At 69.5% G+C, this 17,046-nt stretch carries 15 protein-coding genes; 12 read left to right on the top strand and 3 right to left on the bottom strand.

Features of this window, described 5'->3' with window-relative positions; all coding sequences use genetic code 11:
• Positions 1-7 precede the first annotated feature (7 nt).
• On the bottom strand, positions 8-874 hold the full coding sequence (locus IG75_RS0105040; RefSeq protein ID WP_030519970.1) for an LLM class F420-dependent oxidoreductase: 867 nt from the start codon (positions 872-874) through the stop codon (positions 8-10).
• A gap of 365 nt (positions 875-1,239) precedes the next feature.
• Here IG75_RS0105040 and IG75_RS0105030 point away from each other — a divergent pair, with 365 nt between their 5' ends.
• The 6 genes from IG75_RS0105030 to IG75_RS0105005 are packed head-to-tail and all read left to right on the top strand — an operon-like array spanning position 1,240 to position 7,945.
• Complete coding sequence (locus IG75_RS0105030; RefSeq protein ID WP_030519969.1) at positions 1,240-2,022, top strand: GntR family transcriptional regulator; 783 nt, start codon at positions 1,240-1,242, stop codon at positions 2,020-2,022.
• Positions 2,023-2,250, top strand: a complete 228-nt coding sequence (locus IG75_RS0105025) for a 4Fe-4S dicluster domain-containing protein (RefSeq protein ID WP_030519968.1) — start codon at positions 2,023-2,025, stop codon at positions 2,248-2,250.
• 7 nt (positions 2,251-2,257) lie between these two features.
• Positions 2,258-3,637, top strand: coding sequence for an ABC transporter substrate-binding protein (locus IG75_RS0105020; protein WP_030519967.1), 1,380 nt, complete (start codon positions 2,258-2,260; stop codon positions 3,635-3,637).
• Positions 3,634-4,482, top strand: coding sequence for an ABC transporter permease (locus tag IG75_RS0105015; RefSeq protein WP_030519966.1), 849 nt, complete (start codon positions 3,634-3,636; stop codon positions 4,480-4,482). Before IG75_RS0105020 ends, IG75_RS0105015 begins: the two co-directional genes overlap by 4 nt.
• On the top strand, positions 4,479-5,246 hold the full coding sequence (locus tag IG75_RS0105010) for an ABC transporter ATP-binding protein (RefSeq protein WP_051714218.1): 768 nt from the start codon (positions 4,479-4,481) through the stop codon (positions 5,244-5,246). The genes IG75_RS0105015 and IG75_RS0105010 overlap by 4 nt, the downstream gene beginning before the upstream one ends.
• Positions 5,243-7,945: a fumarate reductase/succinate dehydrogenase flavoprotein subunit gene (locus IG75_RS0105005; protein WP_030519964.1), complete on the top strand. Its 2,703-nt coding sequence runs from the start codon at positions 5,243-5,245 to the stop codon at positions 7,943-7,945. Before IG75_RS0105010 ends, IG75_RS0105005 begins: the two co-directional genes overlap by 4 nt.
• Positions 7,946-7,993: 48 nt before the next feature.
• Here IG75_RS0105005 and IG75_RS0105000 read toward each other — a convergent pair whose 3' ends face one another.
• Positions 7,994-9,667: an FAD-dependent oxidoreductase gene (locus IG75_RS0105000; RefSeq protein WP_030519963.1), complete on the bottom strand. Its 1,674-nt coding sequence runs from the start codon at positions 9,665-9,667 to the stop codon at positions 7,994-7,996.
• 6 nt (positions 9,668-9,673) lie between these two features.
• Complete coding sequence (locus tag IG75_RS0104995) at positions 9,674-11,029, bottom strand: cytochrome P450 (protein WP_030519962.1); 1,356 nt, start codon at positions 11,027-11,029, stop codon at positions 9,674-9,676.
• A gap of 189 nt (positions 11,030-11,218) precedes the next feature.
• On the opposite strand from IG75_RS0104995, the gene IG75_RS0104990 reads away from it, so the two are divergent.
• The 6 genes from IG75_RS0104990 (at position 11,219) to IG75_RS0104965 (ending at position 17,000) form a co-directional block, all read left to right on the top strand.
• The gene (locus tag IG75_RS0104990) at positions 11,219-12,115 is read left to right on the top strand and encodes an SDR family NAD(P)-dependent oxidoreductase (RefSeq protein WP_030519961.1); all 897 of its coding nucleotides are present in this window, start codon (positions 11,219-11,221) and stop codon (positions 12,113-12,115) included.
• Positions 12,112-13,197, top strand: a complete 1,086-nt coding sequence (locus IG75_RS0104985; RefSeq protein WP_030519960.1) for a TIGR03857 family LLM class F420-dependent oxidoreductase — start codon at positions 12,112-12,114, stop codon at positions 13,195-13,197. Before IG75_RS0104990 ends, IG75_RS0104985 begins: the two co-directional genes overlap by 4 nt.
• A complete protein-coding gene (locus tag IG75_RS0104980) occupies positions 13,194-14,255 on the top strand; it encodes a phosphotransferase (RefSeq protein ID WP_030519959.1) in 1,062 nt (353 codons plus the stop codon). Before IG75_RS0104985 ends, IG75_RS0104980 begins: the two co-directional genes overlap by 4 nt.
• A 419-nt stretch (positions 14,256-14,674) precedes the next feature.
• The gene (locus IG75_RS0104975) at positions 14,675-15,850 is read left to right on the top strand and encodes an LLM class flavin-dependent oxidoreductase (RefSeq protein ID WP_030519958.1); all 1,176 of its coding nucleotides are present in this window, start codon (positions 14,675-14,677) and stop codon (positions 15,848-15,850) included.
• On the top strand, positions 15,847-16,299 hold the full coding sequence (locus IG75_RS0104970) for a MarR family winged helix-turn-helix transcriptional regulator (protein ID WP_030519957.1): 453 nt from the start codon (positions 15,847-15,849) through the stop codon (positions 16,297-16,299). The genes IG75_RS0104975 and IG75_RS0104970 overlap by 4 nt, the downstream gene beginning before the upstream one ends.
• Positions 16,296-17,000, top strand: a complete 705-nt coding sequence (locus tag IG75_RS0104965; RefSeq protein ID WP_030519956.1) for a CE1759 family FMN reductase — start codon at positions 16,296-16,298, stop codon at positions 16,998-17,000. The genes IG75_RS0104970 and IG75_RS0104965 overlap by 4 nt, the downstream gene beginning before the upstream one ends.
• Positions 17,001-17,046 lie beyond the last annotated feature (46 nt).

Below are 17,046 nucleotides of genomic sequence, written 5' to 3'. Positions count from 1 at the left end.
CGACCGCTCAGAGTTCGGCGAGCTTCGGCACCACCGGGGCGAATGTGTCCACCCAGCCGGCCGGGGAGCCACCGGGCGGCATGACGATCGCGGTGTGCACGCCGAGTTCGGCGTAGCCCGCCATCTGGCGGACGAAATCATCGTGTGCGGTGGGGTCCGGGCTGCCCGCCAGCACAGTTTTGCGGATCCGGTCGTAATCGGTGCCCAGATCGTCGCAGTGGCGGCGCAGCACATCGAGTTTGTGCGCCACTTCCTCGGTGCTCGAGGCGAACAGGTTGCAGGCGTCGCCGTAGCGGGCCACCAGCCGCAGTGTGCGCTTCTCCCCGCCGCCGCCGATCAGCACGGTGGGCCGGTGCAGCGGCTGCGGTGAACAGAGGGTTTCCGCCAGCTGGTAGTGCTTGCCCTCGAAGGGTCCGTTGTTCTGCGGATCCCACATCTGCGCGCAGATCCGCAGTGCCTCCTCCAGCCGGTCGAACCGTTCCCCGAGGGGCGGATACGGCACCCCGAGCCCGTGGTGTTCCCGGTCGAACCAGGCGGCCCCGATCCCGAGCGCGGCGCGGCCGCCGGAGAGCACATCGAGGGTGGTGACGATCTTGGCCAGCAGGCCGGGGTGCCGGTAGGTCACGCCGGTGACCAGCAGGCCCAGCTCGATTGTGGAGGTGTGCGCGGCCATGTACCCGAGGCTGGTGTAGCCCTCCAGCATGTTCGCCTCGGCGGGCAGCCCGGTCGGTTCGATCTGGAAGAAATGGTCCATGAACGACAGCCAGGTCGCCCCGGCCGCCTCCGCCGCCGCCCCGACGAGTGCCAGTTCGCCGGCGATGGCGGCGGTACCGCCGTCGATCTCGAAAATCGGAATGTGCAACCCGAGTTCCATCGGATTCGTCTCCCCTTGCCGTGGTGGATTATCCGTCGAGCACACGCTACGACCTGGAGAGCACTCCAGGTCAAGCCGTGGCGGGCGGGTCGGGAGGATGTATCCGGCCCGATACCACGGCGTCCCGGTACCGGTTCCGTCGCGTTGCCCGGCCACCTGCCGCTGCGGTTCCCGGGCGCGGGGACGATCATTCGAATCGGTCTGATCCCAACCCCGGCGGCCCTCGCGCAGGTGGCGTAATGGCGAGATCGGCCCGGATCCGCGCTGGTCGCGTCCGTCGGCGCCCGGCGAATTGCGCCGGCCCGTCCGGCGGCCGCCCGTCGGCGGGCCCGGATCGTCCCGAAACGCCGCTATCGTCAGCGTTCATGCAGGTCAGCGATACGAACACCGCGCGGGCAGGCGGTACGGCCGGTGTCCGCCGGCTCCGGGCCGACCAGGCCCGGCGCATTGCCGATATCCTCCGCCACCAGATCCACGCCGGCACCCTGGGCGATACCCTGCCCAGCGAACAGCGGCTGGCCGCCGAGCACGACACCTCCCGGAACACCATCCGCGACGCCCTGGCGCTGCTCCGCGACGAAGGCCTGATCGACCGCGCGCCGCGCGTGGGCACCCGGGTGACCGCCCGCAAATACGACCACGGCCTGGACGCGCTGCTGGGCCTGCAGGAAACTCTGGAGGGCCGCGGCACCGTCCGCAACGAGGTGCGGGCCGGCCAGCTCATCACCGCGCCGCCGGCGGTGGCCCGGCGGCTCGGGGTCGCTCCGGGCGAGCAGGTCGTCTACCTGGAGCGGCTGCGGTATCTCGGTGAGCAGCCGCTGAGCCTGGATCTCACCTACCTCGCTCCCGAGATCGGTGTGCGCGTCCTCGACCACGATCTCGCGCACACCGATGTCTTCGTACTGCTCGAACAGCTCAGCGGCCGGTCCCTGGGTTCGGCCGACCTCACCGTGGAGGCGATACCCGCCGACCGGCACACCGCCGCCACCCTCGACGTCCCCGACGGAGCACCGCTGCTCATGCTCGAACGCCTCACCCGGCTCGACGACGGAACCCCCGTCGACCTGGAATACGTCCGGATGCGCGGTGACCGGATCACGCTGCGCGGCAGCCTGTCCCGCGGCATCCCCGAATGGAAGGTCCTCTAGATGGCATTGGCGAACCAGCGCACCGATATCCCCGTGACCATCGACGAATCCCTGTGCATCCAAGGCTGCACGCTGTGTGTCGAGATCTGCCCGCTCGACTCCCTGGCCATCAACCCCGACAACGGGAAAGCCTTCATGCACGTCGACGAATGCTGGTACTGCGGGCCCTGCGCCGCCCGCTGTCCCACCGGCGCCGTCACTGTCAACATGCCGTATCTCCTGAGGTAGACCTCTCATGCCCACTCTGAAACGCCTGGCCGTCCTGGCCGCCACCGCGGCACTGGCCCTCACCGGGTGCTCGCTGGAAGAAGCCACCGCCGGCGATACCGTCACCGTCGTCGTCGGCTACCAGTCCAAAACCATCAACACCGTCACCGCGGGCACCCTGCTACGCGCCCAGGGATATCTGGAGCAGCGGCTGCGGCAGATCACCGACAACGGCGGCCCCGCCTACCAGGTCGAATGGCAGGACTACGACACCGGCGCCCCGATCACCGCCCAGATGGTGGCCGAGAAGATCGATATCGGCTCCATGGGCGACTATCCGCTGCTGATCAACGGATCCCGCACCCAGGCCGGGGAACGGTCGCGCACCGAATTCCTGTCCGTCACCGGCTACAACCCCAAAGGCGCGCTCAACATGGTGGTCGTCCCGCCGGACTCGCCGCTGACCGGGGTCGGTGAGCTGGCCGGGAAGAAGGTGTCGGCCAGCGTCGGTTCCGCCGGCCACGGCACCCTGGTGCAGGCCCTCACCCGCGCCGGGGTCGATCCGGTGGCCGGTGTGGAGGTACTGAACCAGCAGCCGCAGGTGGGCGCCTCGGCGCTGGAATCGGGTCAGGTCGCCGCCCTGTCCCAGTTCGTGGCGTGGCCGGGGCTACTGGTGTTCCAGGACAAGGCGAAACTGCTGTATGACGGCGCCGAACTGGATGTGCCGACCTTCCACGGCGTGGTCGCCCGCGAGCACTACACCGCCGAACATCCCGAGGTGGTGGACGCCTTCCTGCAGGCCCAGCTCGACGCCACGGAATTCCTGTGGCAGCAGCCGCTGGAGGCGGCGCGGATCGTGGCCGAGGATTCGGATCTGCCGCAGGAGGTCGTGTACCTCTACAACGGCCCGGGCGGCACCTCGTTCGACACCACCCTGAAACCGAGCCTGATCTCGGCCTTCAAAGACGATGTGCGGTACCTGAAGTCGATCGGCGATTTCGCCGACCTCGATATCGACGGCTTCGTCGACGACCAGCGCCTGCGCGCGGCTTTCGCCGCCCGCGGCCAGGACTACGAGAAGGCGCTCGCCGATACCGCCGACCACACCGCCGGTTCCGGTACCGAACTGTGGCTCGACGGCCAGGACACCACGCGCCCCGCCGGTGACCCCACCGAGTTGCTGCGCGCCGTCGCGGCCGCCCGCGCCGCGGGTTCGACGGTCCGCGCCGCCTATATTGTCGACTCCGAACTCGGCACCCGCTGGTTCGCGGACAAGGCGGTCTGGCTGCGCGACGGAAACACCTTCCTGCCGTTCACGACGCAGGCGGCAGCGCTTCGCCACCGCCAGGCTCATCCCACCGCCGTCCCGGTGACCTACGACCAGGCCGTCGCCGAGGTCCGGTCATGACCGCGGCCACCACCCTCGCTGCCGCCCCGGCTGCGGCGACGGCCCCATCGCGCCGGCCCGGGCGGTCGGTGTGGCCGGGCCGGCTGCTGCGAGTGGGTTCCGTGCTGGCCGCGATCCTGCTCTGGCAGGTCCTGACCACCGCAGATATCCGGCTGTGGCTGCGGTTCGACACCCTGCCCTCGGTGACCGAGGTGATTGCCGCGTTCGGCCGCCAACTCGGCACCGATGTCTACTACCTGGATCTGGCCCAATCCCTGATCCGCATCCTCACCGGCTTCGGTATCGCCACCGTCCTCGGGGTGACCAGCGGTATCGCCCTGGGCCGGTCCCGCCTGTTCGCCGGAATCCTGGGCCCGCTCACCGAGCTGGCCCGGCCCGTCCCGGCCATCGCGGTCGTGCCGATCGCCATCCTGCTGTTCCCCGACGACGAAGCCGGCATCGTATTCATCACCGGCCTGGCCGCCTATTTCCCGATCATGGTCAGCACCCGCCACGCGGTCCGCGCGCTGCCCACCCTGTGGGAGGACTCGGTGCGTACGCTCGGCGGCAACCGGTGGGATGTGCTGCTGCGGGTGGTGTTCCCCGGTGCGTTGCCGGGGATCTTCGGTGGACTGTCGGTCGGGATCGGGGTGGCCTGGATCTGCCTGGTGTCCGCGGAGATGATCTCCGGCCGCCTCGGTGTCGGCTACCGCACCTGGCAAGCCTACACCATCGTCGATTATCCGGGTGTCTTCGTCGGGATCGTCACCATCGGCGTCCTCGGTTTCGGCACCTCCGCGGCGATCGAACTCCTCGGCCGCCGGGTCACCCGCTGGCTGCCGCGGGGAGAGGAGAACAACCGATGACCACCACCCTCACCACCGAAACCCCCGCGTCCGGTACCGGCGCACCGGGAATGAGCCTGCGGCTCGACCAGATTTCGCTGTCCTACACCGGTGACCCGGTGATCGACCGGCTGTCGCTGGATGTGCGTCCCGGCGAAATTCTCGTGCTCACCGGCCCCTCGGGGTGCGGGAAGTCCACGGTCCTGCGTGCCCTGGCCGGGCTGCTGCCCCCCGACTCCGGCCGCGTCCTCGCCGACGGCGACCCCGTCACCACCACCTCCCGTGACCGCGCGGTGGTGTTCCAGGACAACGCCCTGCTGCCGTGGCGCAGTGTGCGCGCCAATATCGAACTGGCGCTGCGGTTGCGGGGTGAACCCAAGGCCGGGCGCCGCGCCGCGGCCGACCGCTGGATCGAGGAGGTCGGGCTCACCGGGTTCGCCGATTTCCTGCCCAAGAGCCTGTCCGGGGGTATGCGGCAACGCGTACAACTCGCCCGCGGCCTGGCCGGCGCGCCGCGCGCGGTGATGATGGACGAACCGTTCGGCGCCCTGGACACCCAGACCCGCGCCACCATGCAACGGCTGCTGATCGAGACCTGGCGCACCCACCCCACCACCATCGTGTTCGTCACCCACGATGTGGACGAGGCGTTGCTGCTCGGCGACCGGATCGCCGTCCTGGGCCGTGCCGGGAAACCGCTGCGCGCCCTGATCGATGTACCGAATCCGCGCGCGGCCGCCGATCGGCAACTGGAGCGCGACCGACTCGTGGAGGCCCTGTCGTGACCGCACCCACCTTGCTCGCGGCTCCGGATATCGCCGACACCGTGCGTCTGGACTGCGATGTGCTGGTCATCGGCGGCGGTACGGCCGGCACCATGGCCGCGCTGACCGCCGCCGAACAGGGCGCGCACGTGCTGCTGCTGGAAAAAGCGCATGTCCGGCATTCCGGTGCGCTGGCCATGGGTATGGACGGCGTCAACAATGCCGTCATCCCCGGGAAGGCCGAACCCGAGGACTACGTCGCCGAGATCACCCGCGCCAACGACGGCATCGTCGACCAGCGCACCGTGTACCAGACCGCGACCCGCGGGTTCGCCATGGTGCAGCGGCTGGAGAAGTACGGCGTCAAATTCGAGAAGGACGAATACGGCGAGTACGCGGTCCGCCGGGTGCACCGCTCGGGCTCGTATGTGCTGCCGATGCCCGAGGGCAAGGATGTGAAGAAGGCCCTCTACCGGGTGCTGCGGCAACGGAAGATGCGGGAGAAGATCCGGATCGAGAACCGGCTGATGCCGGTGCGGGTGCTCACCGACGGCGGCCGGGCGGTCGGGGCGGCCGCACTGAACACCCGGACCGGTGAGTTCGTCACGGTCGGCGCGAAAGCCGTGATCCTGGCGACGGGCCCGTGCGGCCGGCTGGGACTGCCGGCGTCGGGCTACCTGTACGGCACCTACGAGAATCCCACCAACGCCGGCGACGGCTATTCGATGGCCTATCACGCGGGCGCCGAACTCAGCGGTATCGAATGTTTCCAGATCAATCCGCTGATCAAGGATTACAACGGTCCCGCCTGCGCCTATGTCGCCAACCCGTTCGGCGGGTACCAGGTCAATGCGCAGGGGGAGCGGTTCGTCGATTCCGACTACTGGTCGGGGCAGATGATCGCCGAGGTCAAACGGGAGATCGACTCCGCCCGCGGACCCATCTACCTCAAGGTGTCGCATCTGCCCGATGAGACGCTGACCGCGCTCGAGGACATCCTGCACACCACCGAACGCCCCACCCGCGGCACCTTTCACGCCAACCGCGGCCACGACTACCGCACCCACGATATCGAGATGCACATCTCCGAAATCGGGCTGTGTGGCGGACATTCCGCCTCCGGGGTCTGGGTGGACGAGAACGCCCGCACCACGGTGCCCGGCCTGTACGCGGCCGGTGACCTGGCCTGCGTCCCGCACAACTACATGATCGGGGCCTTCGTGTTCGGCGAACTCGCCGGCGCGCACGCGGCCGCCACCCTGACCGAGACCGCGGCGCCCGCCGAACTGCCCGCCGACCAGATCGCCGCCGCCCACGAACTGGTGTATCGGCCCCTGCGGCATCCCGACGGCCCACCGCAACCGCAGGTCGAATACAAACTGCGCCGGTTCGTCAACGACTACGTGGCGCCGCCGAAAACCGCCGCGAAACTGTCGCTCGCGGTGGAAACCTTCGAACGGATGCGCGGTGATCTCGCCGAGATGGGCGCCCGCACCCCGCACGAACTCATGCGCGCCGCCGAGGTGTCGTTCATCCGTGACTGCGCGGAAATGGCCGCCCGCAGTTCGCTGACCCGGACCGAATCCCGGTGGGGTCTCTACCACGAACGCGCCGACCTCCCGGAACGCGACGACGAGACCTGGCGCTACCACCTGAACCTGCGCAAGGCCGCCGACGGCACCATGGAGTTCCTCAAACGGCCGGTCGCCCCGTATCTGGTGCCCGTGCCCGGTCTGGACGACTTGCCGTCCCAGGGCGAACCGGTGCCGGTCGAGCAGCCCGAACTCGTCGGTCACCGCCGCGCCCCGAGCGCCGCGGCCCCCGTACCCCGGTCCGCGGTCCCCGAGCCGGCCCCGGTCGCCTCACCCCGTTTGCTCGCGCTGCTGGCGCTGGACGCGCCCACCGCCGGGCAACTGGCGGCCTACCTGTCCGATACCGACGAACGGGTCCGGGTCGCCACGATCGCGGCACTCACCGAGAACACCCCGGATGGTTTCGCGGCGTTGCTGGTCGGCGCGCTCGACGACGGCGCGGCGCCGGTGCGGGCCGCCGCCGCGGCCGCGCTGCGCGAACTGGTGGAGGTGCTGCCATCCGCCGAGGGTCTCGCCGAACGGCTGACGTCGCCCGACCCGGTCGTGCGGGCGGTGGTTCTCGACCTGCTGCGCGCGGCGCGCGCCGGCGCGGCCGCCGACTACCGCGCGGCCCTGGCCGACTCCGACCATCGGGTGCGGATCGCCGCGGTGCGGGCACTGGTCTCCCTCGACGAATACGATGCCCTGGCCGGCGCGGCCGCCGACATCAACCGTGAGGTGCGGATCGCCGCCGCGCAGGGTCTGGCCACCATCGGCACCGGTGGCGCGGATACCGTTCGTGGGCTGGTGTCCGATCGTGACCCGCTGGTCCGGGCGGCGGCGCTGGCCGCCTTCGCCGATATCGGCGCCACCGAATCCGATGTCGCGTCCTGTGCCGCGGCGTTGCGGGACACCGCCTGGCAGGTACGGGTGGGGGCGGCCAAAGGACTCGCCGGCGCCGAACCCGGCTCGGCGGTCCCCGAACTTGCCGCCGCGCTCACCGACCCTCATCTGGATGTCCGCAAGGCCGCGGTCCTCGCCCTGGCCTCGTGGCCCGGCCACGAACCGGCCCGGGAGTTGCTCCGCCACGCCGTCGATGATCCGGACGCCGATGTCCGTGCCTACGCCCGCCGCGCCGTGACGAACTGAACCCGGCCGGCCCGCGCCCCCTCTCGATTCAGCGCGGGCCGGCCGGGTTCAGCCGCGGCGTGCCGTGGCGAGCAGTTCGGCCACGGTCGCCAGCTTCACCCGGGGGCGTCCCGCCGCCGCGCCCGCGGCGCGTTCGGCGCGATCCACCGCCTGCCACGCGGTGCGGTCGACCACATCGGGTTGCCGGGTGCGCACCAGATCCGACAGCGCCGCCCGGTCCCGCACCGGGATGGGCAGCACACCGTCCCGGAAATCGTCGAGGATCGCGGCCACCGTCTCCGCGGCATCGGCCCGGTTGGAGCCGATGACCCCGCGCGGCCCCCGTTTGATCCAGCCCGCCGCGTACACCCCGGGCACGGGCACGCCCGCCGCGTCGACCACTCGTCCGTCGTTTGTGGGCAGCACCCCGCGCTGGTCGTCGAACGGCAGATCGCCGATCGGTTCACCTCGGTACCCGACCGCCCGCACCACCAGCGACGTGTCGAGCTCACCGGTATCTCCGGTCGGCCGCGCGGTGGGTGCGGCGACCGGGCCGGTGAGTTCGTTGTGTACGTACCGCAGCGCCCGCACCCGGTCCGTGCCCACGATTTCGGTGGGGGAGACGCAGTACCGGAATACGATCCGTTTGTTGCCCTCCCGCGGCGAGCGGCCCGCGAACTCTTCGGCGGCCGCGAGTTTCAACCCGAGTTCGTACGGTGCCTCCGTGCCCGCCCGGTAGGCCTGCGCGGCCTCGTCGAACACCAGATCGCCCGGGTGCACGACGATATCGACGCCGTCGAGCTGTCCGAGTGCCCGGAACTCCGGCGCGGTGTAGGCCGCCTGCAACACCCCGCGGCGGCCGAGGATCACGACCTCACGGATCGCGCTCTCGCGTAACGCGGCCAGGGCGTGATCGGCGATATCGGTGCGGGCCAGCTCGTCGGGGTCCATGGTGAGCACCCGCGCGATATCCAGGGCCACGTTCCCGTTACCGACGATGACGGCACGTGCACCGGAGAGATCGAATACCCGGTCGGCGTAGCCGGGGTTCCCGTTGTACCAGGCCACGAATTCGGTGGCCGAGACACTGCCCGTCAGGTCCTCCCCGGGAACATCGAGGCGCCGGTCGGCGGGCGCGCCGACCGCGTAGATCACCGCGTGCGCGCTCTCCCGCAGTTCGGCGTGGCCGATATGGGTCCCGATCTCGGTGTTCAGATACATCTGCAGCGCATCGCGTTTGAAGGCGGACGCGAACATATCGGTGACGCCGCGGGTCTGGGCGTGATCCGGCGCGACCCCGTAGCGGGCCAGGCCCCAGGGGGTGGGGAGCCGGTCGAACATCTCGACTTCGACCGTTCCCGCGCCGAGCAGTTGTTCGGCGGCGTAACAGGCGGCCGGGCCGGTGCCCACGATCGCCACCCGCAGGGTGCCGAGGTCTTTGGCCAGGCGCCGCACCGGCGGCGGGGCGGACATATCCGGTTCCAGTGGGTGCCGGGCGAAGAAGCCCGCGTTGACATCCCGGAATCCGTCGAGATGCGCGGGCAGGTCCTCTTCGGCGTAGATGGCATCCACCGGGCACGCCTCGTAGCAGGCCCCGCAGTCGATGCAGGTGTCCGGGTCGATGTAGAGCATCTCCGCGGACGCGAACCGGGGGTCGCCGGGGCGCGGCCGGATGCAGTCCACCGGGCATTCGGCCACGCAACTGGCGTCGTTGCAGCAGCGCTGGGTGATGACGTAGGCCATCGCAACTCAGGCCTTCTGCCGGCGGCGGTACCGCACCCGGCACGGCTGCTGCAGCTGCACGACCATCTTCGAGTGATCGTTGCGGTAGGACTCCGACGGCTGCACCATCTCGAATTCCCAATCCCGCAGCAGCACCGAGAAGATCGCCTTGAGCTGCATCAGCGCGAACGCGGCGCCGACGCAGCGGTGGCGTCCTGCCCCGAACGGGATCCAGGTCCAGCGGTTGACCAGGTCTTCCTGGTTCGGGTCGAGATAGCGGCCGGGATCGAAACTGTCCGGGTTCGGGAAATCCTCGGGCAGCCGGTTGGAGATCGCCGGAGTCGCCGCCACATGGTCGCCGGGCTCGATCCGGTTCCCGCACACCTCGAACTCGCCCTGGGCGACCCGCATCAGGATGATGAGCGGCGGGTGCAACCGCAGCGTCTCCTTGAGCACCGCCTCCAGCCGGGGAATCTGGCGCAGGGCGTGGAAACTGACTTCCTGGCCGTCGGCGTAGAGCTCGTCGAGTTCCTTCACGACTCCGGACAGCACTTCCGGATGCCGCAGCAGTTCGATCACCGACCAGGCGGCGGTACCCGAGGTGGTGTGATGGCCGGCGAACATCATCGAGATGAAGATGCCGGTGACCTCGCTGGCGCTGAAATGCGGGGTGCCGTCCTCTTTCTTCACCGAGACCAGCACATCGAGGAGGTCGCGGTCCTCCTTGTCGGCGGGCGGGTTCGCGATCCGCCCGTTCATGATCTCCTGGACGAGTTCGACGAGCGCGGCCCGGGATTCGTCGCGGATCCGGAAGCTCTCGATCGGCATGTACGGGTCCACATAGGCCAGCGCGTCGGTACCGCGTTCCAGGTTGTGGTAGAGGTGCGCGAACCGGCTGTCCAGTTCCTCGCGGAACTTCGTCCCGATCAGGCAGGCCGAGGAGGTGTAGATGGTGAGTTCGGCGAAGAAGTCGAGCAGATCGATCTCTCCTTCTTCGGCCCAGCCCGCCAGCATCCGGTCCACCTCTTTTTCGATGGTCGCCGCGTGGCCGCGCATCTGGTCACCGCGCAGCGCGGAGTTGTGCAGCATCTCCTTGCGCCGTTCCGGGCTGGCGTCGAATACCACGCCCTCGCCGAAGATGGGCTTCATGAAGGGGTAGGCGGCGGCCTGGTCGAGGTCCTCGTCGGCGGCGCGGAAGAAGAATTCGTTCGCTTCGGCGCCGGTGAGCAGGACGACGTGGCGTCCGGCGAGCTCGAACTGGCCGACGTCACCGCATTCCTCCCGTACCCGGCGCATCAGCGCGATCGGGTCGGTACGGAATTCCTCCAGGTGGCCGTGCTCGTGCTCGCCTCCGGACACCCGCGGCGGTTTCACCGAAGTCATGTGGAAATCCTTCCCCAGATTACTGTCCAGGATCTATGGTAGACACCTGTCTGGACAGTACTACGGTGTGTTGCGCCCAAGCAAGACGTGCCACCTCGCTCCACCCCCGCCGCGCAGTCAGGATGCCATACTGTCCGGACACCTGTACGGAATAGTGTTCGGCCGAGAGAAGTGAGCGAGAGCAGGTCCATGAGCGGAAACCAGACCCTGTGGGGACGCGGCGCCGTGGTCGTCGGCGCCACCAGCGGCATCGGCTACGCGGTCGCGCACGCCCTGGCCGGACACGGCGCCGGAGTGGTGGTGAACGGACGAAACACCCCCGCGGTCGAACGCACGGTCAACTCCCTGACCCTCGCCGGTCACCGCGCGATCGGCGTCACCGGCAGCGCCGCGGACGAATCCACCGCCACCGAACTCGTCGACACCTGCGTGCGCGCCTTCGGCGCCATCGACGTGCTCGTCAACTGCGCCGGGATCGCCGAACCCGCCGGCTCCTCCATCCTCGACGTCAGCACCCGCGATTGGCGGGCCCTGCTCGACTCCCACCTCACCACCACGTTCAACACCTGCCGTGCCGCTGCCCCGAAAATGGTCGCCCAGGGCCGCGGCAGCATCATCAACACCAGCTCCTTCGCCTACCTCGGCGACTACGGCGGCACCGGGTACGCCGCCGGGAAAGGCGCGGTCAACTCCCTCACCCTCGCCATCGCCGCCGAACTGGCCGAACACAAGGTGCGCGCCAATGTCGTATGCCCCGGCGCAAAAACCCGGCTCTCCAGCGGATTCGTCTACGAAGCCAAGATCATGGAACTCTACCGCCGCGGCATGCTCGACGAGCTCAGCAAGGATGCCGCCCTCGACGCCCCACCCGCCGACTACGTCGCCCAGCTGTACCTGTACCTCGCGGGGACGGCCGCCGAGCGGGTCACCGGCCAGATCTTCATCGCCGCCGGCGGATTCGTCGGCCGCTACGACCGCCCGACTCCCGCGATCCTCGGCTTCCGCGACCACAACGACGCCCCGCCCTGGACCCAGGACGAACTGCACCGCATGATCGGCGGCCACGACACCGAGGCCGGACAGTGACCGAATTCCCCGAACTCGGCTGCTACGGTCTCGCCGGCCACGCCACCGACCCGCATATTCTGCTCGACGAAGCCCGCGCCGCGGAACGGCTCGGCCTCGGCGCCATGTTCCTGTCCGAACGGTTCAACACCAAAGAAGCGTTCGCCCTCGCCGCCGCCGCGGGCGCGGTCACCACCGACCTCGGCATCTGCACCGCCGCCACCAACCACAACACCCGCCACCCCCTGATCACCGCCGCCGCCGCGGTCACCCTGCACCGGCTCACCCGCGGCCGCTACAGCCTCGGTCTCGGCCGCGGATTCGGGGCGCTCTTCGACGTCATCGGCCTGCCCCGGGTCACCTCCGCGCAACTCCGCGACGCCACCGAGCTCTACCGGCGCCTCTGGCACGGCGACACTGTTGTCGGCCACGACGGGCCCGCCGGGAAATACCCGATCCTGCATCTCGACCCCACCTACGACGAAGCCATCCCGGTCACCCTCACCGCGATCGGCGCCAACACCCTGCGTCTGGCCGGGCAGATCGCCGACGCCGTCGTCCTGCACACCTTCTTCACCGACGACACCACCGCCCGTGCCGTCCGGACGATCCGCGGCGCCGCCGCGGACGCCGGCCGCGATCCGGCAGCCGTCCGCATCTGGTCGGTGCTGGCGGTGGTCGACGACGCCCAGGGCGAATCGGCCCGGCTACGCAAACTGGTCGGCCGCCTCGGCACCTACCTGCAGGGTTACGGCGACATCCTGGTCCAGGTCAACGAATGGGACGCGCAGGCCCTCGCCGACTTCCGGGCACATCCCCTGGTCACCGGTGCCGGAGGCGCCCTCGATGCCGTAGCCGACGACACCTCCCTCGCCGCCGTCGAAGAACTGCTCCCCGCGGAGTGGACGGCCGCCTCCGCCACCGGCACCCCCGAACAGTGCGCGAGCCGGATCGCCGACCAGTTCGCCGCCGGCGCCGACGGCGTGATCCTGCACGGCAACACACCCACCGAACTCGCACCCGTGCTCGACGCGTGGCGGCGCCACCGCGACCCCGGCCGGTTCGCCCATCTGCCACCCAACCCCGGCAGGAGCCACCGATGACCGGCCCGACAGATATCGCCGGCCTCACCCCCGAATGGCTCACCACCGTCCTCGGCCGCCCGGTCACCGCGGTGACCGCCGAAGCCGTCGGCACGGGACAGATCGGCGCCGTGCACCGGTTGCGGCTGACCGGCGACGGGGTCCCGCCACGACTCCTGGCGAAACTCCCCGCCGCCGACCCCGGCGTACGCGCCATGCTGGCCGGCGCCTACCGCCAGGAAGTCCGCTTCTACACCGAGATCGCCACCACAGTCGCCGTCCGGACCCCGCGCTGCCACCACGCCGAGATACACGGCGACGGCGCCGAATTCGTCCTCCTGCTGGAAGACCTGGCACCGGCCCGCCAAGGTGACCAGATCGGCGGCTGCTCCGTCGCCCACGCCCACCCGGCCGTGGCCAATCTCGCGGGCCTGCACGCCCCCCGCTGGTGTGACGAATCCCTGCTCGATATCGAGGGGTTCAGCCGCAACGGTCCGGAAGAAGCCGGTACGTTGCGCGAACTCTACGGTCCCACCACCGAGATCTTCCTCGACCGACTCGGGGACCGCCTCTCCGCCGCCGACCACGAGACCGTACGCGCCTGCGGTGCGGTCATCGCCGACTGGCTGGTCGCCCGTCCTGAACGCTTCGGTCTCGTGCACGGCGACTACCGCCTGGACAACCTGCTGTTCGACGCCGCCGACCCGCCGCAGGTGAGCGCCGTCGACTGGCAGACCGTCAACCTCGGCCTGCCCGCCCGCGATCTCGCCTACTTCATCACCACCGGCCTGGACCCGGAGCTACGACGGGCCGCCGAACAGGATCTGGTCGCCACCTACCACCGACGGCTCACCGAACTCGGCGTCACCGGCTACACCGTCGAGGACTGCTGGCAGGACTACCGCTTCGCCGCCCTGCAGGGTCCGCTGGTCGCGGTGTTCGGCGCCGCCTACGGCACCCCCTCCGAGCGCGGCGACGCCATGTTCGCCGCCATGATCCGCCGCAGTTGCGCCGCCATCCGTGACCTGGACTCGCTCACCCGGCAACCGGCCCCGCTGCGGTCGCCCGCTACCGGTTAGCCACAGCGGCGTAACCGCGCGGTGTTCCGGCTGTCGCGGGCCATGCCTGCCGACTTCTCGGAGGCCTGTCCACCACCGAACTCCGGCGCGGGCGTCACCGGCGTGCTCGTCGACCCTGCCCGGCGGCAGGTCCGTGAACGCTTCGACAGAGAGCAGGTCACCCCGCGGCCCCGGCCACACAGCAGGTGTGTGAACAGGGATGGCGGAACGAGCCATGCGCGCTCGCCGGCCGGATGAATCAGAGCCGGTAGCCGGTACGTCCGGCCGGCGGGCGCAGGTCCGGGCAGGGGAGTGCAGCGCCGCGATCCGCCGCACGGTTCCCGTACTCCGCGGTCGGTGATAGCACCAGGAATAACCCTGCCGCCCCCGCCGTTCAGGTAGATGCAAATGCATAGAAACTACGGTGGGAGTGACACACGATGCAGTTCGGAATCTTCTCGGTCAGCGATATCACCCGCGACCCCGTGACCGGCGTGACGCCCAGCGAGGCCGAACGGATCGACGCGATCGTGCAGATCGCGCGGAAAACCGAAGAAGTCGGCCTCGACGTCTTCGCCATCGGCGAGCACCACAACCCGCCGTTCTTCTCCTCCTCACCGACCACCCTGCTCGGCCATATCGCGGCCACCACCGAGCGACTGATCCTCACCACGGCGACCACCCTCATCACCACCAACGACCCGGTGAAGATCGCCGAGGACTACGCCATGCTGCAACACCTGTCCAAGGGCCGCATGGATCTCATGCTCGGCCGCGGCAACACCGGCCCCGTCTACCCGTGGTTCGGTAAGGACATCCGCGCGGGCCTGCCGCTGGCGTTGGAGAACTACAACCTCCTGCACCGGTTGTGGCGCGAGGACGTCGTCGACTGGGAAGGCAACTACCGCACCCCGCTGCAGGGCTTCACCGCCACCCCGCGTCCGCTCGACGGTGTGCCGCCGTTCGTCTGGCACGGCTCCATCCGCACCCCGGAAATCGCCGAACAGGCCGCCTACTACGGCAACGGCTTCTTCGCCAACCACATCTTCTGGCCCACCGCGCACTCGCTGCAGCTCATCGAGTTCTACCGGCAGCGTTTCGAACACTACGGTCACGGAACCAAGAAGCAGGCCATCGTCGGACTCGGCGGACAGGCCTATATCGCCAAGAAATCCCAGGACGCCTGGAACGAATTCCGCCCCTACTTCGACGAAGCCCCCGTCTACGGTCACGGCCCCTCCCTGGAGGACTTCGCCGAAATGACCCCGCTGTCGGTCGGCAGCCCGCAGGAGATCATTGACAAAACCCTCACCTTCCACGACACCTTCGGTGACTACCAGCGCCAGTTGTGGCTGATGGACCACGCCGGACTGCCACTGAAAACCGTGCTGAACCAGCTCGATCTGCTCGGCGAGGAAGTCGTGCCGGTCCTGCGCAAAGAGCTGGAGGCCCGCCGCGACCCCGAATCGGCCCCGGCGCCCACCCATCGGGCGCGCGTCGCCGCCGAATACGGCGACGAGCCCGCCCGGCAGGCCCGCCCCCACGCCAACCAGGGCGACAATCTGGCCGGCACCAGCCCCTACCAGGACACCGCGAAGACCCTGGCCGACAAGTGACCAGAACCAGCGGACGGCTCGCCAACGACGCCTGGGAAGCGGTGCTCACCGCCCACGCGGTACTGATGAAACAGTTCGCGGCCGAGGACGTATGGCAGGGACTCACCATGCGCGAATACGACGTCCTCTACACGCTGTCCAAATGCCCTGAACCCATCCGTCCCGCCGAACTCAACCGGCACGTCCTGCTCACCCAGCCGGCGCTGTCCCGGATGGTGGACCGGCTCGTCGACCGCGGCCTCGTGCAACGCACCCCCGACCCGCACGACGGCCGCGGGGTCCGGCTCTCGCTCACCGACGAGGGCCGGACCCGACAGCGCCGCATCGGCGGCCGCCACGCCGTCGGCGTCGCCCGCGCCCTCACCGGCGCCCTCACCGACGACGAACTACGCACCCTCGAACAGCTCTGCGGCAAACTCGCCGACACCACGCAAAGGAACGAGATATGAACACCACCAACGGCCAGGGCACGACCCCCTACCGGCTGGTCGTGGTCAGCGGCGGCACCAGCAACCCGTCCTCGACCCGCATGCTCGCCGACCGGGTCGCCGCCCGCGTCGGCACCCTCGCCGGCCGGCGCGGCGCCACCGCCACCGTGCACGTCATCGACCTCCGCGAACTCGCCACCGAGATCACCACCGCGCTGGTCTCCCAGCTCATGGGCCCCAAGATGACCGCCGCGGTCGAAACACTCGCCGCCGCCGACGGCCTGATCGTCGCCGCCCCCGTCTACAAGGCCGCACCCAGCGGACTGCTCACCTCCTTCTTCCACGTCCTCGACAACGACCTGCTCATCGCCAAACCGGTGATCCTGGCCGCCACCGCCGGCAGCTCCCGGCACGCCCTGGTCGTCGACGAACAGATGCGCGCCCTGTTCGCCTTCCTGCGCACCATGACCGTGCCCACCTCCCTTTTCGCCGCCTCCGAAGACTGGAGTGACACCGACCTCGACAAACGCATCGACCGCGCCGCCCTCGAATTGGTGCTGCTGATGGAGAGCGGTTTCGCGCACAAGGTCAAAGACGAATCGTGGACCAGCTACCAGCACAGCTTCGGCAGCGCCGGCGGCAACGAAACCACCGTCGACCTCGATACCGACCTCATGCGGCTGGCAGCCGGTGGGAGTGCGCCCGTGAATACCCGCCCCTGACGGATGCGGCCCGTCGGTGGACGCGTTGTGGCCCCGCGGAGTGGAT

Origin of the sequence: Nocardia rhamnosiphila NBRC 108938 (assembly GCF_000720425.1) — a bacterium.
In the GTDB taxonomy this organism is placed as follows: Bacteria; Actinomycetota; Actinomycetes; order Mycobacteriales; family Mycobacteriaceae; genus Nocardia; species Nocardia rhamnosiphila.
This window is presented reverse-complemented; position numbering and strand designations above follow the sequence as displayed.